The sequence below is a fragment of the Pseudoalteromonas sp. Cn5-37 genome, assembly GCF_021532495.1.
Lineage (GTDB): Bacteria > Pseudomonadota > Gammaproteobacteria > Enterobacterales > Alteromonadaceae > Pseudoalteromonas > Pseudoalteromonas simplex.
On the sequence record NZ_JAKGBA010000001.1, the window covers coordinates 946,800 to 971,683 of the forward strand.

Annotated in this window: 22 protein-coding genes; 13 read left to right on the forward strand and 9 right to left on the reverse strand. The window is 40.9% G+C overall.

The genetic code is table 11. The annotated features are described in order from the left end of the window. Positions 1-36: 36 nt before the first annotated feature. Positions 37-504 (reverse strand): hypothetical protein, encoded by a 468-nt coding sequence (locus L1266_RS04315; RefSeq protein ID WP_235376944.1) that lies wholly within the window; start codon positions 502-504, stop codon positions 37-39. After that, positions 501-788, reverse strand: coding sequence for an EF-hand domain-containing protein (locus L1266_RS04320; RefSeq protein WP_054551812.1), 288 nt, complete (start codon positions 786-788; stop codon positions 501-503). Before L1266_RS04320 ends, L1266_RS04315 begins: the two co-directional genes overlap by 4 nt. Positions 789-957: 169 nt before the next feature. Here L1266_RS04320 and L1266_RS04325 point away from each other — a divergent pair, with 169 nt between their 5' ends. From L1266_RS04325 to L1266_RS04340, 4 genes are all read left to right on the forward strand, one after another. Then, the gene (locus L1266_RS04325; RefSeq protein ID WP_235376945.1) at positions 958-2,454 is read left to right on the forward strand and encodes a cryptochrome/deoxyribodipyrimidine photo-lyase family protein; all 1,497 of its coding nucleotides are present in this window, start codon (positions 958-960) and stop codon (positions 2,452-2,454) included. After that, a complete protein-coding gene (locus L1266_RS04330) occupies positions 2,444-2,596 on the forward strand; it encodes a DUF2256 domain-containing protein (protein WP_138601387.1) in 153 nt (50 codons plus the stop codon). Before L1266_RS04325 ends, L1266_RS04330 begins: the two co-directional genes overlap by 11 nt. Before the next feature lie 89 nt (positions 2,597-2,685). After that, positions 2,686-3,114 (forward strand): OsmC family protein, encoded by a 429-nt coding sequence (locus L1266_RS04335; protein ID WP_054551814.1) that lies wholly within the window; start codon positions 2,686-2,688, stop codon positions 3,112-3,114. Positions 3,115-3,240: 126 nt separating this feature from the next. Continuing rightward, the gene (locus L1266_RS04340) at positions 3,241-4,032 is read left to right on the forward strand and encodes a putative porin (protein WP_235376946.1); all 792 of its coding nucleotides are present in this window, start codon (positions 3,241-3,243) and stop codon (positions 4,030-4,032) included. Positions 4,033-4,097: 65 nt separating this feature from the next. On the opposite strand, the gene L1266_RS04345 is transcribed toward L1266_RS04340, so the two are convergent. After that, positions 4,098-5,588, reverse strand: a complete 1,491-nt coding sequence (locus L1266_RS04345) for a dipeptidase (RefSeq protein ID WP_235376947.1) — start codon at positions 5,586-5,588, stop codon at positions 4,098-4,100. 156 nt (positions 5,589-5,744) lie between these two features. Between L1266_RS04345 and L1266_RS04350 the strand changes: the two genes are divergently transcribed. Beyond that, positions 5,745-5,891 (forward strand): DUF2986 domain-containing protein, encoded by a 147-nt coding sequence (locus L1266_RS04350; protein WP_082389188.1) that lies wholly within the window; start codon positions 5,745-5,747, stop codon positions 5,889-5,891. A 1,106-nt stretch (positions 5,892-6,997) separates the two neighbouring features. On the opposite strand, the gene L1266_RS04355 is transcribed toward L1266_RS04350, so the two are convergent. Both L1266_RS04355 and L1266_RS04360 read right to left on the reverse strand, forming a co-directional pair. Then, positions 6,998-9,133 (reverse strand): TonB-dependent receptor, encoded by a 2,136-nt coding sequence (locus L1266_RS04355; protein WP_235376948.1) that lies wholly within the window; start codon positions 9,131-9,133, stop codon positions 6,998-7,000. A gap of 104 nt (positions 9,134-9,237) precedes the next feature. Beyond that, positions 9,238-10,089, reverse strand: coding sequence for a universal stress protein (locus L1266_RS04360; RefSeq protein WP_235376949.1), 852 nt, complete (start codon positions 10,087-10,089; stop codon positions 9,238-9,240). Positions 10,090-10,356: 267 nt separating this feature from the next. Here L1266_RS04360 and L1266_RS04365 point away from each other — a divergent pair, with 267 nt between their 5' ends. Beyond that, positions 10,357-11,556: an MFS transporter gene (locus L1266_RS04365; protein ID WP_235376950.1), complete on the forward strand. Its 1,200-nt coding sequence runs from the start codon at positions 10,357-10,359 to the stop codon at positions 11,554-11,556. A gap of 86 nt (positions 11,557-11,642) precedes the next feature. Here the strand turns inward: L1266_RS04365 and L1266_RS04370 are convergent, their stop codons facing one another. Continuing rightward, positions 11,643-11,834 carry a helix-turn-helix transcriptional regulator gene (locus L1266_RS04370; RefSeq protein WP_054551820.1) on the reverse strand — a complete coding sequence of 64 codons (192 nt, stop codon included), beginning with the start codon at positions 11,832-11,834 and terminating at the stop codon, positions 11,643-11,645. Next, complete coding sequence (locus L1266_RS04375) at positions 11,831-12,259, reverse strand: hypothetical protein (RefSeq protein ID WP_054551821.1); 429 nt, start codon at positions 12,257-12,259, stop codon at positions 11,831-11,833. Before L1266_RS04375 ends, L1266_RS04370 begins: the two co-directional genes overlap by 4 nt. A 238-nt stretch (positions 12,260-12,497) precedes the next feature. On the opposite strand from L1266_RS04375, the gene L1266_RS04380 reads away from it, so the two are divergent. The 4 genes from L1266_RS04380 to L1266_RS04395 all read left to right on the forward strand — a co-directional run bounded on the left by L1266_RS04380 (position 12,498) and on the right by L1266_RS04395 (position 19,939). Continuing rightward, the gene (locus L1266_RS04380; RefSeq protein WP_235376951.1) at positions 12,498-15,752 is read left to right on the forward strand and encodes an nSTAND1 domain-containing NTPase; all 3,255 of its coding nucleotides are present in this window, start codon (positions 12,498-12,500) and stop codon (positions 15,750-15,752) included. Between the two features lie 23 nt (positions 15,753-15,775). Beyond that, positions 15,776-16,153, forward strand: coding sequence for a DP-EP family protein (locus L1266_RS04385; protein ID WP_138619565.1), 378 nt, complete (start codon positions 15,776-15,778; stop codon positions 16,151-16,153). A 150-nt stretch (positions 16,154-16,303) separates the two neighbouring features. After that, positions 16,304-17,284 carry a GGDEF domain-containing protein gene (locus tag L1266_RS04390; RefSeq protein WP_316247573.1) on the forward strand — a complete coding sequence of 327 codons (981 nt, stop codon included), beginning with the start codon at positions 16,304-16,306 and terminating at the stop codon, positions 17,282-17,284. Positions 17,285-17,419: 135 nt separating this feature from the next. Beyond that, entirely contained in the window at positions 17,420-19,939 is a 2,520-nt protein-coding gene (locus L1266_RS04395; RefSeq protein WP_138619563.1) for a TonB-dependent receptor plug domain-containing protein, read from the forward strand. 58 nt (positions 19,940-19,997) lie between these two features. On the opposite strand, the gene L1266_RS04400 is transcribed toward L1266_RS04395, so the two are convergent. Continuing rightward, positions 19,998-20,843 (reverse strand): dioxygenase family protein, encoded by an 846-nt coding sequence (locus tag L1266_RS04400; protein ID WP_212751208.1) that lies wholly within the window; start codon positions 20,841-20,843, stop codon positions 19,998-20,000. 204 nt (positions 20,844-21,047) lie between these two features. Between L1266_RS04400 and L1266_RS04405 the strand changes: the two genes are divergently transcribed. From L1266_RS04405 to L1266_RS04415, 3 genes are read left to right on the forward strand one after another with little or no spacing between them, the layout of a single operon-like run. Then, positions 21,048-22,520, forward strand: a complete 1,473-nt coding sequence (locus L1266_RS04405; protein WP_235376952.1) for an ATP-binding protein — start codon at positions 21,048-21,050, stop codon at positions 22,518-22,520. 4 nt (positions 22,521-22,524) lie between these two features. Then, a complete protein-coding gene (locus L1266_RS04410; RefSeq protein ID WP_235376953.1) occupies positions 22,525-23,220 on the forward strand; it encodes a response regulator transcription factor in 696 nt (231 codons plus the stop codon). A gap of 59 nt (positions 23,221-23,279) precedes the next feature. Then, positions 23,280-23,828, forward strand: a complete 549-nt coding sequence (locus tag L1266_RS04415) for a hypothetical protein (protein WP_054551827.1) — start codon at positions 23,280-23,282, stop codon at positions 23,826-23,828. On the opposite strand, the gene L1266_RS04420 is transcribed toward L1266_RS04415, so the two are convergent. Beyond that, the gene (locus tag L1266_RS04420) at positions 23,825-24,694 is read right to left on the reverse strand and encodes a hypothetical protein (protein ID WP_235376954.1); all 870 of its coding nucleotides are present in this window, start codon (positions 24,692-24,694) and stop codon (positions 23,825-23,827) included. The genes L1266_RS04415 and L1266_RS04420 overlap by 4 nt on opposite strands. Positions 24,695-24,884: the final 190 nt, after the last annotated feature.

The window sequence follows — 24,884 nt, forward strand, 5'->3', positions numbered from 1 at the left end:
AGCATAAAAAAGCGGTCATCATGACCGCTTTGTGATTTACGCTGTGACCGATAACAGCGATTCACCTTCAGATAAACCAAACTTTTCTTGCACAGAGGCTAGAATCGCTTCTTTATCTTCTTCTCCCAGTTGATCAGAATATTGCGCTAACAACTCATCTAAATAACTGACAACTTCTTCAGTATCAACCTGCTCAAGTGAGTTACCACTAGGCGGAGGTGGTGGCGGACCAGGAGGACGCTCACCTTCAGGACGACCTAATTCACCGACTTCAGCGGCATCAAAGCCTGCTTCAGCCATAATTACTTCCATTTCTTGACCCGGTTGAATACCCGCATCTTTAAATGTTTGCATAATAGATTGTGCATCTTCTGCAGTTAAGTTTTCAGGATCAAACTGAGCTAAAGTTTCATTCATTAACTCTGTCTGTTCACTGGTTAACGGCTCTGCTTGCGGTCGTTGCATGGGCTGAAAATTCGCACCCGATGAGACACTGTTGATCATCGTTGATTTTCCTTACGTTTTGGTGGTTTATGGTTGTTGAACTCGTCTTCAGTTACTTCACCATTTTGATCAGTATCCATGTCATTAAAAATGGTTTGCAGCATATCTTCTGGCATAGGCTGTTCACTAAACTCAGTAAAATCAATCACCCCATTGCCATCAATATCAATCGTCGTAAAGTCAGGTCGCTGGGGTGGACCGCCTTGATGGTCGCGAGCAAAGCAAGCGGGCGCTGTGACTAACAACGAAATAGCTAAAACAGAAAGTGCAGATAAATGCTTCATAGCGAACCTCTTATGTCATTCAATTGACCATAAGCATAATCTGAATATCATTCAAAAGTGTGTGGGCAATATGCTACAAATGTGGAAACTTTGTGGATCGTTGTAGCAATTAATCGAAGTTGTAACTTGTTACGTATTAAGAGCAAAACACTTTTTCAACTCCACGTTTATGGCAGACTCAAAAAAACAAAAAGTAAATCTTGTTTGGTTCAAACGTGACCTAAGACTGTCTGATCATCAACCACTTGCCAGTGCGATTGCATCAGAGCTGCCTTGCTTACTCATTTATAATTTTGAGCCTCTATTACTCGACGACCCCCATTACAGCTTAAGGCACTGGCGTTTTGTTGCTCAGTCACTAAAAGACATCAACCAACAACTTGAAAAATACAACGCTGAAATCGCCATTTATAATCAAGAAATGATTACCTTGTTAGAAACCCTCAGTGAAGATTTTGATATTGCAGGGGTTTATAGTCATCAAGAAATAGGCCTAAACAATACATTTGAGCGAGATAAACAGGTCACACGCTGGCTAAACAGTAAAGCAATTCCATGGCACGAAACGCCACTTGGAGGTGTAAAACGAGCGCGGCCAAAACAGTTTGATTGGCAAGCACATTGGCATGGCGTGATGAACCAACGTCTTGTAACGCCAAATTGGCAAGCATTTAATGCAGTACTGCCCAATAATTACCAAGCAGCGACCTGTGTTGATGATTTTCTAAAGCACGACCCGCAGTTTCAATATGGTGGTCCTCATGCAGCTAGAGCTTGCCTACAGAGCTTTGTAGAAGAGCGTGCAAAGAACTACCAAAGTGGCATCTCGAGTCCTTCCAAAAGTAGAGATTCATGCTCTAGGCTTTCGCCTTACTTAGCCTTTGGCAACTTGAGCCTCAGACAAGTTTATCAAACCCTAAAATACTATTTAGTAAAGCAGCCTTTAAGCTGGCGTCGCTCATTACATGCTTTCGAGTCAAGGCTTCACTGGCATTGCCATTTTATGCAAAAGTTCGAAACTCAATGCAGCATGGAGTTTGCACCGCAAAATGCGGGCTACAAGCACTACCCTTATCGCGATGATGAACATGTTGCTGAGCACTTAAAGCGCTTTGAGCAAGGTCAAACAGGTATTCCTATTATTGATGCGTGCATGCGCTGCCTCGCAGCAACAGGTTACATTAACTTTCGAATGCGCGCTATGCTAGTCAGCTTTATGACTCATCATATGAACATTCATTGGCAATCAGTCAGCTTTATTTTATCGCGTTATTTTTTAGATTTTGAGCCGAGTATTCACTACCCACAAATCCAAATGCAAGCATCGGTCACAGGAACTAACACCATTCGTTTGTATAACCCAATAAAGCAATCTGAAGACAAAGACCCAGATGGTATATTTATAAAAACATGGTGCCCTGAGCTTAAAAACTTACCGATAGAAGATCTCCACCAGCCATGGCAACAACCGCCAATGGAAGCCTTGTTTAATAATTTTAAACAAAGCGAAGACTACCCAGAGCCCATGGTCGATATTGAACACGCAGCCAAACAAGCACGTGAGCGGTTATGGTCATTTCGAGAACGTGATGACGTAAAACGTGGCACAAAAGCCGTACTGCATAAGCATGTGATAAGCCTTAAAAGACAACGCCATGGCTCATAAAAAGCTGAATTTACCCAGCAAAACCTGCCCCGTTTGCGACAGGTCATTTATGTGGCGTAAAAAATGGCAACGTGACTGGGAGCATGTTAAATACTGCTCAGAACGTTGCAAGCGTGAGGCAAAAAGAAATATTGGCGTTTAAGTTGCACTTATATCGTGAACTCACCGTTTTCGGCACAAAACCCTGAAAGCCTTTCACGGTCGTCGAAAAAATTTACAAAGGAGATGACGATGACAATTAAAAAATCTGCACATACGAGTTGGTCTGGTGATATTAAATCTGGCAAAGGCTATATTTCTAGTCAAAGTGGCGCGCTTGAGAAACAGCCATTTGGCTTTAATACTCGCTTTGAAGATAAGCCAGGTACTAACCCTGAAGAACTGGTTGCAGCGGCACACAGTAGCTGTTTTAGCATGGCGCTATCGCTGGCACTAACTGAAGCAGGCTTTGTCGCTGACGACATAACGACCAAAGCAACAGTGAGCCTTGATGAGGTTGATGACGGCTTCGAAGTGAGCCACATTGCACTTGATGTCAGCGCAAAGATAAAAGAAATCTCACTCGAAAAGTTTGAGCAACTTTGTGAGCAAACCAAGCAAGGCTGCCCTATTTCTAAACTGATGAATGCCGAAATATCACTCACCACAACGCTTAATTAATCTCTGTAGGCCAAGCACTGCTTGGCCTTTTCACAAACTAACAGACCCACAACACTTTATTACATTCTTTTTACCGCCTCGTTGTATTATCTTTATAAAGCAAAACCAAATACAACAAGGATATGTATGATTAAAAAATTAGCCCCGATCGCTCTTGCAACACTTGCTTATTCAAACTGCTCAATCGCCACAGAACAACAAGTAAGTAAACAATGGTTCAACAGTATCGAATACACTCATATTAATAATGACTATTATGACTTTGATGGCTATCAATTAGTAAGCCATTACTACTTTGAAGAGCAGCAAAACTCGGGGGTGCTCGATGATTATGGTTACCTAGATACAGATACAAACTTTCGAGTGAATTACTCAGGAGGAGACTATTACAACGATATTGGTTTATCAGGCGAGTATTTTTTTAACAACTGGTTTGCTGTAGCTGATATGAGGGACGTGAGGGATTTAGACAATTACACGCTAGGACTTGGCTACTTATTTGCCGATGCCTTAAAAGTCTCTGTAAATAGGGATGTGCGTAGCTATGGTGATGATTATTTCCGCTTGAAAGCGCAGTATAACCTCCAAATCAACGATAAGGATTACCTTGGTTTTAGCGCAGAAACAGATGATGAACTCGACGTTTGGAATGTCTCTGCCAGATACTTTAATCATTTAAGCGGTAGCCATTACATTACCGTCGATGTTGGCCATCAAGACAGCCTTTATAATTCAGCAAGCAATGCCATGATCAGCTACTACTTCGGCGATCACTATGCCATAGGTGCAGGGTTGGATGATTCTGAACTCGTTTTACAAGGTAAGTACTTTATTAATGATAAATACTATTTAACCGCGAATTACACTGAAAGCGGCTCTGCTGAACTTTATAACCTTAAGTTTGTTGCCCAATTCTAAATAGGAATGAGTCACCAGTTTTAAACAAGAACGCCGCTATAAAGCGGCGTTTTCAGTTTATAGAATTACATATTACCTAGCTTCATAATCATTGCAGTATACATTTTTAAGTTCAGTGCTAACTGCTCTTCAGTAATAAACTCATGCTCTGAGTGACCTGTGTACTTTTTACCTGGCATTGATGGACCAAATGACACCGCATTATCAAACAGCTTAGCATTTGTGCCACCACCAATTGACACAAAGCCCGCGTCCTTATCGCCGGTAAAGTGCTTAAAGATATCGAGTAATGCTTCTGCATGAGGCGCACCATCTAACAGCATTGGCGTACCAATAATAACTTTAGTGTCTTTTAACGTAGCACCATTAGTGGTTTGCCAAGCACTAAGTGCTTCATTAATTTGCTGCTTAAGCACCGCTTCTTGTTTACCTACCGGACGACGCATATTAATCGACAGTTTAATGTCGTTACCGTCGCGGCTTAATAAGGTAGGCGAAACAGTCATCGGGCCCATAAAGTCATGCTTGTAACCAATTTCACCGAATTGCGCGCCGTATAAATCAAGGCCAATTAGTTGATTGATAAACTCAATGGCTTGACCATCACTATTGTTCTCAAGATCAATACCTTTAAAGATTTCTGCAAGGTGCGCAATGGCATTTTCACCCGCTTCTGGCTCAGATGAATGCGCTGAAATCCCCTTCACTTGGACTAACAAGCCATTGTCTTGCTCTGTCATCGCCACTTTGACGTTTTTAAGCTTAGCGACATTGTCGTGTAATTTAGCCACTGTCGCCGCATCAGCGTTATGCACTAACACGCTGGCATCTTCAGGGATTTGGCTAACAAAGGCGCCGCCTTTTAAATCACTGACATATAAGCCTGTTTGTGCTGAGGTCGCAGAGAAAGTCGGCGCAATTAGGCTCCAGCCTTTTTCTGCAACAACCACAGGGTATGAAGCATCAATAGTGACAGCATATTTTGGTTGCTGATAGGTTTTCATGAACTCTTCGAGTGGTGCCCAGTCAGACTCTTCTGCAAGGTAAACCATTAATTCAATACGGTTATTTAAGGTAATACCCTTGTCTTTAATCGCCTTCATTGCATGCAGTGCAGTCGCAATTGCGCCTTTATCATCTTCTGTACCACGAGCTATTAGCTTTCCTGGCTCAGAGGTTTTATCCATTTTAAAAGGACTTTGCTGCCATTTACTGGCATCTGCAGGTTGCACATCACCATGGGTTACTATGGTTACTTTGTCAGCTTGGTTACCCATGCCAATTAACACTGTGTAGCCTAAATCTTGATAATCAAAACCAAACTGCGCCGCTTTCATTTTTAAGAACGACTTAAAGCCAATAAAATCTGGGTTATCAGGAGTCGCTAGACCTTCTTTATTTACCGTTGGATACGAAACTAAATTCTCTAAGGTATGAATTTGTGCTTGTTGATATTGCTCTACCGCGTAGCTAGCCAGCTTTTCACTTTGCTCAGACACAGTTGCCTGACTAGAGAAAGCACTTAATAAAAATGCAGCAAGTAATGAATGTTTCAAGATAAGCTCCAGAGTTTAAGAAGGTTTTTAGAAATTCACCTTGATTGTAACGCTTATAACGCCGACATAACATCTCTAATTAAAGCAAAATAGATCGATTAAAAATACCAACAAGGTACAATAGCCACTCACCCTATTAATTCGTTTGTTAGACTCATGAACCGCAGAAAAAAGATCTTCACTAAACTTAAGCAAAAAGATAAGCGCGCCAATGCAAAATTGCATAAAAGCAATAAACCGGCCTACATCTCAAAAGCAGAACGCGAAAAATTAGCACAGCAAGAAGCTGAGCAGGAAAATTAAAATACCTAGCGGTAAGCGGTAAGGTTGTAGGCGCGATTTTACATCGCGCAACATGCAAAATAAATTTCACGCCTACGGTAAAGACATTTATTTTCACAAAGAGGATAAGAGGCGCTGCGCTTTAGAGGAAAACAACAAGTAATCCAGTGTTTTCCCTCATTGTCTTCTCATTCTGTTTTCTTTGTGCAATTTGTTTTAAAGCGAAATAAATTTCACGCCTACATCAAAGACATTTATTTGCACAAAGAGAATATGAGGCGCTGCGCTTTAGAGAAAACAACAAGTAATCCAGTGTTTTACCTCATTACCTTCTCATTCTGTTCTCTTTGTCAATTTGTTTTAACGCGAAATAAATTTCACGCCCACATCAAAGACATTTATTTGCACAAAGAGAATATGAGGCGCTGCGCTTTAGAGGAAAGCAACAAGTAATCCAGTGTTTTACCTCATTGTCTTCTCATTCTTTTCTCTTTGTGCAATTTTTTAACGCGAAATAAATTTCACGCCTACGTCAAAGACATTTATTTGCACAAAGAGAATATGAGGCGCTGCGCTTTAGAGGAAAACAACAAGTAATCCAGTGTTTTTCCTCATTGTCTTCTCATTCTTTTCTCTTTGTGCAATTTGTTTAAACGCGAAATAAATTTCACGCCTACGTCAAAGACATTTATTTGCACAAAGAGAATATGAGGCGCTGCGCTTTAGAGAATACAACAAGTAATCTATTGTTTTTCCTCATTGTCTTCTCATTCTGTTTTCTTTGTGCAATATGTTTTAACGCGAAATAAATTTCACGCCTACATCAAAGACATTTATTTGCACAAAGAGGATAAGAGACGCTGCGCTTTAGAGGAAAACAACAAGTAATCTATTGTTTTACCTCATTGTCTTCTCATTCTTTTCTCTTTGTGCAATATGTTTTAACGCGAAATAAATTTCACGCCTACGACAGCTTATGTCACATTTATATCGGACACGTGATCTGACTCGCTAACTTTACTCTCGTAACTAGAAACTCTGGTTTTAATCTGAAAGCTGACAGCTCTCTTCACTCTTTACCCTAGCAGCTTGCTAACTTAACTCTAGCAACTCGCTAACTCCCTAACCTAAAACCTATAACTCACACTGGCATTATACGAACGGCCTTGTCCGGCAAGTTGCTCAAAGCCATTGCTCATATCTTGCTTGTAATTAGCAATGCTTACACCGCCAAGTGGCTGTTGGTAATATTCATCAAGTAAGTTGGTAATTGCTAACTTAAAGGTTAAATTTTGCCACGTTTTCTGGCTTGAGATAGCCAGTAACTGATAACTGTCGGTTTGGTTTTCTAAACGGCGCTCATCAACATGAGTTTTACTATCAACAACCCATTGCCAGCTCAGTGCGTTTTGCCAGCCTTTGTATTCGTGCTCTAGGCTCAGCTCAGTGTGCAGTGGCATAATTTGATATAAGTCTTCATTGCTATCATCACGCTCACCATGAGTACTGGTTAGTGAGCCTTTTAATTGCCATTTTCCTGCTTGCTTTGAGTTGTAAAGCTCTACCAAGCCCGCCAGTTTTGCACCGTAAAGAGTGGCATCTAGGTTCGTAAAAGTAAGAATATTACGCTTGGTATGCGCCATGTCGGTGCGATTAAAGCTCTTAGTCACTTCAGCATCAATATAATCATTTACTTGCGTGTACCAAACATTTGCCGTTACTTGCCAGCTGTCGTCTTTGGCTAATTTGGTGTAGCTAGAGCTTAACGTATGAGCTGTTTCAGCTTCTAAATCTGGGTTACCAATATAACCATTACCATCACCAAACCAACCAATCATGGTGGTTGCCATCGTACCTACACCCCAGCTATAACGCTCATATAAATTAGGGGCGCGGTTTTTACGAGCTAAACCAAATTGTAGCTCATCGTTGTTCGATAATTGATAGCGAGCAAGTAAAGTAATATCAACTAAGGTGTCGTCACGTTTACGGTCTAATTGGTTAAATTCCATCGCAGCTTGGGCGTCGGTTTTTGACATATCCATCATTGAGCCCATATTAGCCATACCGCTCATGCCACCTTCGTTATAAGCCTGCACTTCGCCAGTATCTGTGCTGACTTGCTCAACTCGAACACCTGCCGACACCCACCATGCTTGGTTTACTTGGTTTTGGTACTCCGCAAATGCCGCAAGGCGGTCACGTTTGCCATCGTTAATGTTTACGTATTCATTTGGGCCCATCATCATTGACCCTGTAACCGCTGGCCACCAATCATCAATTCGATAACCGTAATATTCTTGCCCTAGCATTAGTGATGACTGTTTTGATAAGTCAGTGCGCCAATGAACTTGGTAACTGTAATCTTGTGCATCGGTATTCATCGGCATCATGCCGGTTTTCTCATTACTGAAAAACCCCATTTCGTGTTTTACATCATGCGCATTCACTTGCACCTGCAAATCACCATTTTCAAGCTCACGTTGATACTGAGCAACGAAACCATAGCTGGTGTTATCGGTCATATCCATGTATTGATTTGCAAAGCCTTGGTAAGGAATTTTTTGATGCGTCAGCTTAACCACAAGCTGTTGTTTCTCATCACGAACAGCGCCCGTTAAGGCATGATTTTGCACTCGATATAAGGTATCAAGTACACGCTCACCATGCCCATCATCATAGCTGTTAGCATCTTCAAAGCTGCCTTGGTAAGACAAGCTAAACTGTTTGCTCGCAAGGCTGGCACCTAGCGCGTATGCTTGGCTATCGTTAACGCTTTTGTACTGAGCGGTAACATAGCCTGCGCGCCAGTTCACTGAGTCTGTATCACTAAATTCAGGGGCAATCGTATTAACTCTAATAACACCGGCAATATTATCACCGCCACTGCTTACCGGTGATACACCAGCAACAACACTGTAAGAGGCAATTTGGTTTGCCGACACATAAGAGAGTGGCGGGTTCATTTGGTTAGCACACGCTGCTGTAACATCAGCACCATCGACTAAAACTTTAACTCTATCGCCCATCATGCCGTTCATTACTGGCAAATTAGACACACCTCCGGCTGCTGAAAAATCAACACCTAAATCTTTCAGTAACGCATCTGCAGAGCCAACTAGTTGATGGTTATTTTGGGCATGACCTTGTACTTCTATCACTTCAATAGAATCATCAGCAAAGGCAGAAATACTTAAAACACAGCTAAGTGCTGCAGCAATTTTGGAAAATAAAAAACCAGGGCGAGAAGATTGCGTGTTCATAACTCTTTTAAAATCAAAGCAAATAATTAATGACGCCGATTATAAAACTCATTAATTAGTCTGAACACGTGACATATTGTCGCACCCTGTCACAGGTATATAACTTAGCGCAAAACCACTAAAGGAATACGGCTATCTTCAAGCATTTTTAAGGTCGTGCTGCCTAAAAAGAATTGTCGCCATTTAGAGTGACCAAATGCGCCCATCACCATTAAGTCAACGGCGTGGTCACTTTTATATCGCCACAGCGCTTGGTAAACATCGCCATCGAGCATGCGCGCTCTCACATTAAAGCCGTTTTCAGCCAACCTTGCTGAGGCAGTATCGAGTTTGTCTTGGCTGTGACCGTCTTGTTTATCAACCATCACCAAGTGGCAATCTAAGCCGGATAAAATCCCGCCATTGATAATTTGTGTAATCGCTTTGTCGGTACTTTCGCTGCCATCATAAGCCAGCATAAAGTTTGTGGGCTCATGAAATTGCGGCGGCACAATCGCAACCGGGGTATGCACCTGACGGATCAGCGTTTCAATATGTGAGCCTAGTACTTTAAAATCATCGTAATGGCCTTTACCAGAGCGGCCAATAATCATCACACGGGCATTGTCTTCATGTTCAAGTAAAGCATCAACAAGACTCATTGAAAGCTGCTGTTGCTCAATCTCGTTTAAGCCTGCATGCTCGGCTTTTTTCATTGCTTCATCTAGCAATAATTGACCGTGCTGCGACGCTACTTTGTTGCGCTCTTGCTCAAGTTTTGATAATTGCTCTAACAATGAAGTTTGCGAACCTAAACCAATAATTGCGGTTAAATCATCACTGCCCTGCGGCAAAGGTGGCTCTAAAGCATGCAGAAAATTAATTGGATGGCTGGAGCGCTTAGAAATCCAAATAGCCGTTTCTGTCACCGCATCGGTCATGCATGAACCGTCGATACAAGCAAATATCTTTTTCATTGCGCTCTCCTTTAAACCAATTTAATTCACCAAGTATAGTTGGCTTTTTCTCTGTATTTATTTTGAACAGCAAAGACTTAAGAAGTTCAGGTTATTTTCTTATAGCAAACAAATATAGAACGTTCCAAAAAGTACTGTATCAACCCCATTAATTTGTATTACAATAGCGCTGGGCACACATCTCTACTCCAGAACAAAGTATTTGTTACTGGCACTTTCAATTATCAAAAATCTATTTTGTTTTTAAATTTATTTTAAAGGAATTACATGACTAACGTAGCCAACTCCCAAGGCAACGCAAGCACGTTTACCATTCTGATAGTATTGGCTTTAGGCACATTCATTTTAGGCCTATCAGAATTTTCTATGATGCCAATGTTGCCCCTGATCAGCGAAACATTTTCGTCTACGCCAGCGCAAAGTGGTTATGCCATCAGCGCTTACGCGATAGGCGTCGTCGTCGGTGCACCGCTATTTATGATCACAACCGCCAACATGCGTAAGCGCAATGCACTGTTGATGTTTGTCAGTATGATGTTTTTATTCAATGGCTTAAGTGCTTTTGCAAACTCGCTTGAGCAACTTATTTTATTTCGCTTTTTAAGTGGTTTACCACACGGTGCCTACTTCGCCGCTGCTATTTTATTGGCTGCCGACATCGCCCCTGCCGATAAACGCGCAAGCTTTATGTCAAAAGTGTTTATGGGTTTAACCATTGCCACTATCGTTGGTGTGCCCATGGTCACCTTAGTGGGGCAAAACTTTAGCTGGCGTTATTGTTTGGCAGGCACCGCTGTACTTGCGTTAGTTGCCTTGGCATTGATTGTGAAATACGTACCTAACGTAAAAAATACCGCGCCAACATCGATTCTCGATGAGTTAAGTGTATTAAAGAACAAGCTCGTATGGACCATTCTAGGTATCATCATTATTGGTTTTGGTGGTGTATTTTGTGTTTACACTTACATTGCCGACACTATTTTAGAAGTCACCCATACCCCTGCTTACACTATCTCTATTGCTATGATCATGTTTGGTATTGGTTGTACATTAGGTAACTACCTATTAGGTAAAGCCGCCGACCACTCACCGCTGAAAACCACAGGGGCTGCGCTAATTGGTGCTGTAGTATTTGCAGCCAGTTATGTAAGCGCAAGCCATAATATTTGGCTGTTATACGCGGTGATTTTCTTTATTGGTTTTAGTGTTGGTTTAGGTACCGTGATCCAATCGTTATTAATGGATGTATCACCACAAGGGCATGCCATGATTGGTGCGCTAGTACAGTGTGCGTTTAATACTGCCAATGCCATAGGCCCTTGGCTTGGCGGCATGGCTATTGCTGGGGGCGCACTCCCTAGTCAAACAGGCTATGTTTCGGCGGCATTATTCTTAGGTGGCTTTTTAATGTGGTCGTTAAGTGCGATGCAGATGAAAAAACAAAGCTGTAAGCTCTCAAAAATGTAGTAGCGATTTTATATCGCGTAGGATAAATGGCGTTTAACCTGAATGATTTAACATTCGGCGTTAAAACGCCTCTTACGCTATCAGACTTACTCATCCTGAAATATCTCTTCGATACTCAGGTTAAATAAACGCGCGGCTTTAAATGCTAATGGCAAACTTGGGTCAAATTTACCTTTTTCAATCGCATTAATGGTTTGCCTAGACACATCCAAAAGCTCTGCGAGTTTCGCTTGGGTGTAGTTGTGCTCAGCACGAAGCACTTTCAAGCGGTTTTTCATTCTTCGCCCTCGTCGTTTAACTGCTTATTCATCATTAAAAGACTCACCAAATAGGTTAAGCCCATAAAGAGCACGAGGTGCGATATATCTTCTTTAAAGCTTATTAAACCACTTGATTGCACCACCGAGTAAGCTAAACCAAATACCAAGCTTGCACCCAAGGTAATGGCCATTGCATTAAGGTGCATACGCTGCTGCAGCTCATCCATTCCTTGTAGTTGTCGTTTGTTCGATAAAATCATCATGATGCCAACTACTACATTGATTAAGATTGCCACAACACTAAAAATAGCCTGCTCTTGCCATAAAAAATGCGGCCCAAATGAGGCAATTGCTAATGTAATCACCCATGCTGATGTCCATTTAGCGAGGTTTAGCGTGTTCTGCTTATTACGTTGTTTAAAGGTTAATCCTGTTTGATTCATTATTCTCACCTTAAAAGTAAAGTAAACTTGACTAAAGATTAACCTAGTAACACAAAAAGTCAAACAAACTTTACAAAAAGTTTTATATACACGACATCAATATGATTTTTTAATGTCAGAAAAGGCAAGGCGCTTGCTGTTGATCTCATAATATTGTATTAATCAAAGTATCCCGTAATCTAATATAAAATCGGTCCAATCGGACTGCGTTTCTAACAATAACAATGAAGATAACACTATGAATACGGCGCTGTTTTTCGTTGGCGAATGGCAAGTTACTCCGGCTACTAATTCAATCAGACGCGGTGAACAAACAAAGCATCTTGAACCCAAGGCGATGGATGTATTACTGCTGCTTTGCGAAAAACAAGGTGAGCTACTAACAAGTGAAGAAATTATCAGCCACTGCTGGCCAAATGTGGCGCTCGGTGACAACCCCCTACATAAAGTGATCACCCAATTACGTAAAGCCTTTGATGATAAAGCAAGCGATCCGCATTACATAGAAACCATTCGTAAACGCGGTTATCGGGTTATTGCCGAAATCAACTTTCCACTCAACGAAGAACAAAAAGCCAGCCAAACCAGTTGGCAAGGTGATTCGCCCTTTGTTGGCTTAAGTGCATTTGCACCAGAGCAAGCCGATGTGTTTTTTGGTCGAAACAAACAAATTGCCACTTTGCTACAGCGGGTATCGGCTCAAATAGAGTTTGGTCGCGCATTTTGCTTAATTTTGGGAGCCAGTGGTTCAGGTAAATCGTCGTTAGTTAACGCAGGTGTATTGCCCGCTTTAATGTCGAGTAATGGCTACGATGGCATTAGAGTACATAGTTACTGCCAACTCGACTTTGCCGATGTCAGCAAAGAGCGCTTACTGCTTGATTTAGCCTCAACCTTGCTCGATTTAGAAATAAACGACGCACCTGTACTTAGCGATATAAGCGCCGATGCGTTGGCTGAATTGTTATTAACAGATCCAGAACAGGTTATTTCCCGCTGTAAAGCAGCACTTGCAACGCTAAATAAAGAGTGCACTACACCCTATTTATTTTTATTTATCGACAGGCTCGAAGTGCTATTGTCATCACCTTTATTTAGCGATGACGAGCGCAACCAGCTGTTAGCACTTATTGAGCGCTTAGCAACAAGTGGCTGCATGATCATTTTTAGTGCCTGTCGTAATGACTTTTACCCGCAAGTAGTGAGTCAACCAAGTTTAATGGCAGGTAAAGCCAACGGCGCACACTTTGATTTATTAGCGCCAACTCGCTCTGAGCTTAAGCAAATGATCCGTTTGCCAGCACTTGCAGCAGGCTTAAGTTGGCAACATCACCCAGAGCATCACACACCGCTTGATGAACAACTTTGTAACGATACTGCCAATAACCCAGATGCATTGCCAATGCTGCAATACACCTTGCAACAGCTTTATTTACAGCGAAGCCCAGGCAACGAATTATTGTTTTCTGAATACCAAGCGCTTGGCACCATCGAAGGAGCTATCGGCCAAAAAGCCGAACAGGTATTTTGCCAATTACCCAAAGACCAACAAACTGAACTTGCTGCAGTTCTTTCAAAATTGATCACCTTAAACCCAGATGGCGAAACACTCACCAGCCGTGCAGCACATTGGAGCGAATTAACCAGCCCAGCTGCGACCAAGCTTGTTCAGGCTATGGTCGACAGCCGCTTGTTTGTGTCACACCTTAAAAATGAGCAAGCCTGCTTTAGCCTTGCCCACGAAGCGCTGCTGCGCCATTGGCAACGCGCCATAGATTGGGTGCAAGAGCATCAACAAAGCTTAGCAATTCAAAGCCGTGTGCAACTTGCCACCGAGCGCTGGCTGCTTGAACAAAAGCACAGCGACTTTTTATTAGCGCAAGGCAAACCGCTGCAAGAAGCACAAAGCCTTGTGAGTAACCCTATGTTTAGCTTATCGAGTGACGAGCAAGCGTTAATTAAAGCTTCTAACAACAAAGCCAAACGTAAAAAGCGCGTGTTACAAATAACGGCGGCTGCACTTGTGTGCTTAACCTTTATTGCCACATTTATGAGCGTGCGCAGCTATCACGCCGAACAAGTAGCAAAACAAAAACGCCAAGAAGCTGAGAGTTTATTGGGTTTTATGGTCGGTGAATTTGCCGACAAACTCAGAAGCGTAAGGCGTATGGATTTACTGGATGGTATTAGCAACAAAGCCCTTGAGTATTTTACCAATCAAGACGAGGAAGTTGCCTCGTTGTTTGACTTTAGCGATAAACAAGCCCAGTTTAATAACCGTTTTCAATACGCTCAAACCTTAGAGGCCATGGGTGAAGTGGCCTACTCTCGCGGCAAAACCGACGAAGCCTTCACCGCCTTTGAAAATGCGCGAACGCGCCTAGAATCATTACTAAAAATTCAACCCAATAACCTAGATGTTTTAATGCTCGCAGGGGTCAATGCCTTTTGGCTTGGTAATTTAACTTATGAGCAAAGTAATTATTTAGCGACTGAGCCAATGTTCAAACGTTACTTGGCTTACAGTGAAAAAATGTATCAGCTTGCCCCTAATGACTTTAATTCAATTATGGAGCTATCTTACTCACACAATTCACTTGGCTCGCTGTATTTAAAGCAGTTTAATTACGCGCTCGCAAAGCAGAGCTTTACTGAATCTTTAAAACTTAAAAACCAAGCCCTTGAGCTTAAACCTAATAACAAAAATTTATTACGCGATAAGACAGATACTATCAGCTGGATTGCAACCACAGAAGAAAGCCAAGGGAATCTAAACGCTGCACTTGAACTACTTGAGCAAGCCTCTCAAGAGCTAATCAACATGCTTGAAACGTCACCGAATGATGCAAGCATATATAATTATTTAGCAAACACTTATATGCAGCAAAGCTTTTTATTGAGCTACTTCCCAAATAAGAAAGCGGCATTTTTAAAAGCAGAAAAAGCAACCAATGCGATTAATCAAGCAAGAATACAAGATCCAAAAAATCAAAAGTTTCAACGCACCTTTTATAGATCACTTGCATACCAATTAATGCTGTTAGATAAAAGCAAAAAAAGTGAAAGAGTAAAAGATGTTTTGAGTTACATTAATAACCAAGGGTTTTCAGATACAACCTCAATAAATATTCAAATTGGGGTGATTCATTATTATATCAATCGAAACCTTTTAAGAGAAGCCGAAGACCTTTTGTTAAAGTTAGAAAGCAACTCAGACTTTATAGAGAGAATTTCTGACACTAGCAAAATAGAAAACCTCGCTGCTCTGATAAAGGTTAATTTAATTAAAGCAAAGCTTGCTGAAGACAAGATAGCAAGACAACAAGCATGCCAAGAAGCTATTAATGCAATTGAAGAAAATAATAACGGCGATAAAAGTATAAAAAGAACTTACCCACTTATTAAAGCCTACACCTGTTTAAACAAGGAAAGTGAGGTAGGTACAATTAAAAGTAAACTAATAGAGTTAGGTATTACTAACTTTGATCTATAAAAAACAACTAGAAGGTAATAACAATGAGCGAAAGTCAAACTTACAATTTTTCAGTGAATATTAAACTTAACACTGAAAATGAAGCTTTATTCACATACTTCCAAGACGGTCAGCAAGTTTCTGGAGGCGGCACTGTGAATGAAAGAAACAGCCTAGGTATTTATACACTTGATGATGCAACAGTGGATGCTGGCTTTCAATTTACAGGTGCTAAATTTGCAAACCTTGAAGGTGATTGCGAGCAAGACTTTAGCTTTAAAGTCACTAACAATGGTCAAACAATTGAGATTGCCGATTCAGATGAAAATAGCGGTACTGCGTGTATGATTTTCATCGTAGAGTGCAATGGCACAAGCTATGAAAGTGCAGATCCACAAGTTGAGAACGAAAAAGAAAACTAAAAGCCTCTCGTGAAAAGCTCCTTTTTAGGAGCTTTTTTACATTATAAAACAACAAATTAAAACCAGAAGATTACCGGAAGGTTAATTTGCACTTTTTTAAGTAACTTTATAGACACCAAAATCGTTTGCATCGGTAAAAAGGAAACGAACGTGTCTACTAATAAAAATGAACAACCAAGCACTGCTAAATCAGAAACGAAAAGCGCACTTGCGCAGTCTATCAATTCAGAGCAACTTGCACTGATTGCACAAATGTTTCAGAGCATCCCTGAAGGAGTGTTTATCATTAATGGCCAAGGCACGTTTGAATTTGCAAACCCGATGGCAGCACAGCTTTTAGGTGACAACCAAGAAGCGTTAATTGGGCAAAACATTTTACATTACCTACACGACACCGACCGTGATAAATACATGTATACCCTACTCAGTTGGTTAGACCATAAAGACTCGCCGATAAGTCTTGGGCCAAACGAAGTTAAAATAAACCGTGCCGACAGTAAAACCCTTGAGGCGGATTTATGTATATCGAGCCTGCCAAAAAACATTGCCGTTGCAGAAAATTTATTTATTTGTGTATTACACGATTTATCATCACACAAAGAGCAATATAATCGTTTAATTAAACAGGCTACCACTGACCATTTAACCGGCCTTGCAAATAGATTAACCCTTGAAGAGTCATTAAAAGAGCATTGGCAAGAAAGCGTACAAACTAATCAAGCTATTAGCACTATATTAATCGACATTGATTACTTTAAATTATTCAACGACCGATTCGGTCATGTAAAAGGCGATAAATGCTTACAAAAAGTAGCAAGTATAATCGCAGAGTCACTCCCTTCTCGCGATTGTTTAGCAGCCCGTTATGGCGGTGAAGAATTTGCTATTATATTACCCCGTTGTCAAAAAGACACAGCCGCCGCTATTGCTAAACATATTCAAATAAAAATAAATAACATGCCATTTACTGACATAGGATTACCGAGTGATTTTAGAATAAGTGTAAGCCAAGGAATTGCTTGCGAGTTCAATAATCAATATCGTACTTCAGAAGCATTAATTTGCGCTGCAGATACTGCTTTATACCGAGCAAAAACAGAGGGCAGAAATAAAATAAGCATTAGCGCGTAAACATAATAGTAACAATAAAAACATAAATTCAACAACAATCATAAGTAACACATATACTATATTTTAATGTTATTTGTTTGTTCCCGTTTCGTATTATAGACTAAATTCAGTTAGATAAGTCAGATGGGAACAATAATGACATTATTCAAAAAATTACCTTTGCAACTTGCAATCGCAAGTACGTTAGCTGCATCAGCGACTGCAATCGCTGCTGAGCAAAATACAGAAGATACAGCAAAAGATATTGAGGTTATCTCTGTTACAGGTACACGTAGGAGTTTACGTAGCCTTTCTGAAAGTACAGTGCCAGTTGATCTACTAACAAGCCGCGACTTAGCAAGTACTGGTCAGCTTGAAATTAGCCAAGTACTTGCTTCACAGTTACCAAGTTTTAATTACCCTAGCGCCACTCTTGCCGATGGTACTGATCATGCAAAACCAGCCGTTTTACGTGGCCTTGCTCCTGATCACACTCTGGTATTAGTAAACGGTAAACGTCGCCATGCAGGTGCACTATTAAATTTAGGTGGCACAGTGGGTCGTGGCTCGACGGCCGTTGATTTAAACAATATTCCTACTTCAGCTATTAAGCGCGTTGAGATTCTTCGCGATGGTGCTGCAGCACAATATGGCTCTGATGCCATTGCTGGCGTGATCAATATTGTACTAAAAGACGCTGATGAGGGCGGTAGCGTTAGCTACACTTACGGTGAATACGACACGCAAATGGCTGGCTCGCCGCAACTACTAAGCACAAGTGCTGATAACGATGGTAACTTGAGCTTTGCAAAAGGCAGTGATCGTAAATTAAACGATGGTATTTCGCGAACAGCAAGTGCGAATGCCGGTTTTGCTTTAGGTGATAGCGGCTTTATAAACATCTCTATTGAATCTCGCAATAACGAGCCAACAAACCGCTCGGGAATTGATCAACGCGAGCAATACAGTCGTGATGAAAATGGCAACCTAGACTCACGTGAATTTGATTTCGACCGTTACAATCATCGTTTTGGTAAAGCCGATATCGAAGACTATGCACTTTTTTATAATCTAGGTTACGAGTTTGATAACTCACTATCACTTTACTCGTTTGCTAGTTACTCAAACCGTAAAGGTAATTCGGCAGGCTTTTATCGCCGTGCCAAAGACTCTCGTAACTTAACCGAAGTATACCCTAACGGCTTCTTACCTGAAATAGATACGGATGTTGATGACTATTCATTTGCGATCGGTGTTAACGGCGAAACCAATGACTGGGCATGGGATGTAAGTACCAATTATGGTCGCAACGATTTCGGCTTAGGGGTCAGTAATAGCTTAAATACGTCGATGGGTGTTAGCAGCCCAACTGAATTTGATAACGGCGCCCTTGTTTATGAGCAATACTTAATTAACATGGATGCCAGCAATACTCTTGACCTTGGCTTACCTGATGATGTGTTTGTTACCGTGGGCGCTGAGTATCGTCACGAAAATTATCAAATCAAAGCAGGTGAAGAGGCTTCATACATCACCGTATTGGATGACGATGGCAACCCTGTTGCTGCTGGTGGCGCACAAGTGTTAGCTGGTTTCTCTCCAGAAAGTGCAACTGACGAAAGCCGCCATAACATTGCGGTATTTGCTGAGTTTGATACTTACCTAACAACAGATTGGAATCTAGTGTTGGCTGGTCGTTTTGAAGATTACAGCGATTTTGGCAGCACTTTTACCTCTAAACTAGCTACGCGCTACAGCATTAACGAGTCATTGTCGTTACGCGGTGCAATTAGCACAGGTTTTAGAGCGCCTTCACTTGCACAAACTTCTTATAAATCAGTAAGTACTGTATTTGAAAACGGTATTCCAAGTGAGGTCGGTTTATTCCCAGTTGATGAACCTGCAGCCCAAGCTCTAGGGGCACGCAAACTTGATGCTGAAGAATCAGTTAATATGACGGCGGGTTTTATCTTTACGCAAGGCGGTTTTAGCCTGACGCTTGACGCATATCGCATTGAAATTGACGACCGTATCGTATTGTCTGAAAACTTAAGTGGTCCCGAAGTTGAAGCGATTCTAGCTGCAGCTGGTGAACAAAACACTCAAAGCGTTCGATATTTTACAAACGCTATTGATTCACGTACGCAAGGTGTTGATATTGTAGCTACCTACTCATTAGGTTTAGAAAACTATGGTGATTTACGCTTAAGTGCTGCGGTTAACTTTAACGACACAGAAGTCACACACGTTAAAGAAAACCCAGCAGAGCTAGAAGCACTAGGTGATAACTATCAATACTTCGCACGTCGTGAAATCACTCGCTTTGAAGAAGGCACTCCTGCTGATAAGTGGAACCTATCTGCAACATGGGATTATGAAAACTTTCAGACCACATTACGTGCAACCCGTTATGGCGAAGTCGTTGACACTTCAAGTACGCCTGAAGGTGATGAAATTATTGATGCTAAATGGATCACTGACTTAGAGGTAGCTTATCGTCCCGATGAGCAGTGGAAATTTGCATTAGGCGCTAATAACCTATTTGATCAGTACCCTCAAGATACTGTAAGCAATATAGGTTATAGTGATTTCAATCAGATTTTTACCTACAGTGCATTTACGCCATACAGTTTAGATGGTCGTTTTGTTTACGGTAACATCACTTATAGCTTTTAAAAAATAGGGCGTGAAAGCAGTAATTGCTAACACGCCCTAACCTACAATGATGGGTTGCTTAATTAATCTGAATAGTGTGGTAGGCCAATAAAGTGCCATCACTATTTTGTGCTGTATTTAAAATAAACTGCTCATAATCACTACCAAACACGTTATCGTTGCTAGCAAGGGTTGTATCTTGTTCACCACGTGATTTGTAATCGCTATGAGTGGTACAAATTTCTTTTGCAAACGCATCTGTAAAACAAAACTGACTAATTACATAGTCGTTATTGTTGTTCGACACTTTAAAATGAATATGAATAGTTCGCCCCGAATACCAACCTGGAAAATGCGTTTTAAAGTTCACACGACCACTACTATCTGTGATCAATGAACCTCGGTACCAGGTGCTTGCCTCAGCTTCGGTATCGCCATCAGTACAGAAATCACCCGCAAAACGTGAGCTATCAGAACTACTACTTGTATCACCCGAGTAAATACCGCGGGTATCACAGTGCCAAACCGATATTTCGTAATTTGCTAGTGGGTTACAGTCACTATCAATTAACTGTAAACAAAGCATCATAGGCAAACCAGTTAAGCCATCCGAAATATCTTCGTCTGAATCAGCTTGGAAGTAACAGGGGCCTTCTGTTGTTGCTTTAGTTAGTGCTAACACACATGCGGTGGATGTTTCAAAAATACTGTCATCCGGAAAGTCATCAGTAATAAGCGCTGTTGTGCCCGATACATATTCACTGTCGTTCGTGGTTGTTGTATCGCCTGTATCAGTGCTGGTGCCTGTGCCCGTTGATGTGTCGGTGCCTGAGGTTGTGTCCGTTGACGATATTGTGTCTGAGTTACAGCCTAAAAATGCCAACATAGGCACAGTAGCAAGAGAAACCCCTAATGTTTTTAGCATTTTCCTACGAGTATATAGTTCAGGTTTTAAAGTCACCTAGTGCCCCTTCGTTAACTTGAATAATTAGCGTCGAGTATAAAGAACAAATGTAGAGACTTTGTGTAGAAAAAGTGGTGCTTTTATAGAGTGATTAGGATGCACATGCCAAAAAATAGACATTTATAGTATATTCAATTTTGGCTATTACATTTTACTATGATACCTATGAAGTTAATTCACAAACTCTTAATTACCAATCTTATTATTACGTTACTGCTGGTACTGACCATGTTTGGTCTTAATGCAATAACTAATAAGCGTATGCTCAATAATGTATTTGAGGATATAGACAACGAAGCATTTAACCTTATAGCCACTGAAATTAGCCAGCAGTATCAGCAAACGGGTTCGATTGGTATGTTTATCGACTCTAAAGCTCTGTGGTATGAGCTAATTAACCGCAATTTTCACTCAAGCCGTTTATTGTTTTCGCCGAACAGACCAAAACCAAGAGAGCCCAGACCTTTCTCACTAGAAGGCCCCCCTCAAAAGCACATGCAAAATGAGGGAATGCCACCACCTCGCAATAAACCGATGGCTGATGACTTTATGCCTTTTGAAAAACGCCTCAGCTTGCTTGATGCAAAAGGCAAAATATTGATTGCAGGCAATACCGATACTGAGGTCGTGAACGAGCAAGAAATCACTCACAATGGTGCCGTTATTGCAGTGCTGCAGTTGCATGCTAACGGTAACCATGTCAGCGCGCTTACTCAGCATTACCTTAATACACAAATTAATATCAGTTTGTGGACAGCGGGGATTGGTTTATTAATTGCTTTATTGTTTAGTTACTTACTCGCACATCATTTTACTAATCCTATTTCACAACTAAAAGAAGGTGCAAAAGCCCTTGCTGAGCGCGAGTTTGAGACCAAAATTACAGTAAATAGTAGCGATGAATTCGCCACCTTAGCAGAAGATTTCAACCGTATTGCCACAGAGCTTAGGCGTTTTGAATCACAGCAAAGTCAATGGATTATGGATATTTCTCATGAACTGCGTACGCCTTTAACTATTTTAGAGGGCGAACTTGAAGCAATTAACGATGGCATTATCGAGCCCAACCAAAAAGCGATAAGTTCACTACAAGAAGAAGTGGCGCTGTTAAGTCGACTTGTGAACGACTTACATAAAGTCAGCACACTTGACAGATACAGCTTCAACTACCAGATGGAAGAGATTGATTTTAATACCTTAGTAACTTTACAAGCGCATAAATATGCCTTTAAATTTCAATCAAAAAACATCACCCTCAATGCCACCTTATCTGAGCAACCCGTAATAATTTTGGCTGATCAGAATCGTATTACACAAGTACTACAAAACATTTTAGAAAATAATTTACGCTATACCGATGAACAGCAAAAAGTCTGGTTAGATTTAACCGTGTCTAAGCATCATGTATTTTTGTCGATAGAAGATTCTGGCCCCGGTGTCCCCGATGAAGCCCTTGAAAAACTGTTTGATCGTTTATATCGCACCGATAGCTCTCGCAACAGAAAAACCGGCGGTTTTGGCCTAGGCTTGGCGATTTGCCAAACAATTATTGAAGCTCACCATGGAAGCATAGATGCAACTAAAAGCCGTTTAGGCGGTCTGTGTATAACGTTAAAACTCCCGCTTGCAGAGGCGTAATAATATGTCAGAAACCATAGCAAAACAGCATATTCTCGTTATTGAAGACGAAGTTAAAATTGCCGAATTAATAGAAAAGTATTTATATCTTGAAGGGTTTAAAACAAGCTTAATTCACGATGGTACCTGCGCACTGGATGCTGTTAATGAGCTAAACCCTGACCTCATTATTCTCGATATCATGTTGCCAGGCACTAACGGCATCGAGCTGTGTAGCAAGATAAGACAATACAGTGATGTGCCTATTATTATGCTTACGGCACGGGTTGAAGAAATTGACCACTTAATTGGCTTTGATGTCGGTGCCGATGACTATGTTACTAAACCATTTAAACCAAAAGAGTTAATGGCACGTGTAAAGGCTATTTTAAAGCGCCGCCGAATACCAACTACCGCACCAAATACGCTCAAAGCGGGCAATATTATTGTTGATCCGAGCGAATACAAAGTACTGGTAAATAATGCAGAGCTAAAACTAACAATTAATGAATTTAGCTTATTAAAAATATTAATTGCCTCACCCAATAAAGTTTTTTCACGCCAAGATTTACTAACCATGACCCAAGGGAAGTACTTTGAGAGCTACGAGCGTAGTATTGATTCACACATTAAAAACTTGCGTAAAAAGCTGACACAAGCCGACCCTAATAGTCATTACATTGAGTCAATTTATGGTGTGGGATATAAATTTAAAACTTAAACAACCTTTTTCATACTTGCGACGACTAACTAAATAACATAACCCTGTAGGATATCATTATGAATTTAGTACGCATCAGCGCAAGCGCACTCTTAATTGCTGCCACTACCGCTTGTATCGGCCTCTCTAATGCCAGTACAGCGAACGACCAAGGTGATTATCGCGTTATCACTTTTAAAGACTGTAAAAAGGTGAGCGAAATTACCCTCAATAACGAACAGATTGCTGCATACCTAGAGCTTAAACATGAGCAAGTAAAACTAGAAGCGCTAGAGCAACCAATTAGCAACATAGAACAACAAGTGACTGAGTACTCTGAGCAAATAGAAGCGATCGCCGAAAAAGCTATTATTGAAAACGAGAATCACCTGCGAATTAATAAAAGCTTATTAAAAGAGCAAGATAAGTTGGCTACAGAGCTCAATAAACTGATGGCTGCTCATGATGCCGATTTTAAAGCGCTAGAGCAGCAAGCAAAGTTAATTGAACATGCCGCTAAGCAGTTTGATAAAACTATGAAACCTTTGATGGAGCAAGGCGATTCAACCCATCTACAAATTTTAGCGCCAGGTGAAGATGAAAAATCTGGGTGTTTTTACACTATCTAAAGCACATTACTAAGATGTGCATAAAGTTTCGCATGTGATTGACGAATGTCTTCTTTATGCACTTGTTTAAACCACTTTAAAGCCTGTGCTGGCTTGCCAGCTTGCCAATTGATTTCAGCAAGGCGTAATTTATAAATAGCAACTGCGTTGCGATCTGAGTCCGTGTCCATGAATTTGAGTGACTGCACATAAACATGATCAGCTTTCACATAATCAGCAAGAAGTTGATGAGTACGGGCTAAGTTACCTAATGCTACAGAAATCTTACGATTATGATTAGTTTTTAAAATCCAATCAGCTGCAATTTGTCGGTTTACAAGTGCACCATCTATATCCCCTAATGAATGAAAAATGGGGTCTTTGCTTTTGCCAAAACGGCGCTCTGCCCTATCAAGAATTTGCAACGCTGTTTCTTTATTACCAAACACAAATTGCAAATTGGCCAGTTCGACCATACGCATCGGATTACCAAACGAATCAAAAATAGCTTGTAGCTTTTCAAACGCTTTCGTCGCATATTTATGACCAGTTTCTGAGTCACCTAAATAGTGTGTTGATTTTGCGTAATAAAAGTAAACTTGTACTTGAAAGACGACTGGCGATTCTTCACTTGTAATAAAAGGCTCAGCGCTTTCCTTTAAAGCTTGAAATTCCATTTTGTCGTAGAAGTAATCTAACTGATACGATTTAATCTCATACCAACGCGCAGAGCCAATCTCGCTGCTGGCAAGCTGCTGATTAATGTAATCTAGACAACTAATTTGCGATTGCCGCTCACAAAACATCTCATGATCACTAAAGTTTTCAGAGGCTGAGGCATTAAAACTAGATAACCCCAGCAATAACATGGCTAACTTTTTCTTCATCCACAATTATCTCAGTGATAACACCTTCAGAAAGCTAACAAAGTTTAATGCTTTATAACAGTATTTTTTAACTAAATTAATAAATGTAACCGACAATAGTTCTAATCCAGTATCTTAATAGAGACGCTAAATAATGAATAAATTCGAATAGTCACTTGTATAAGTTAGAACAATTCAACTTGGACCTTTG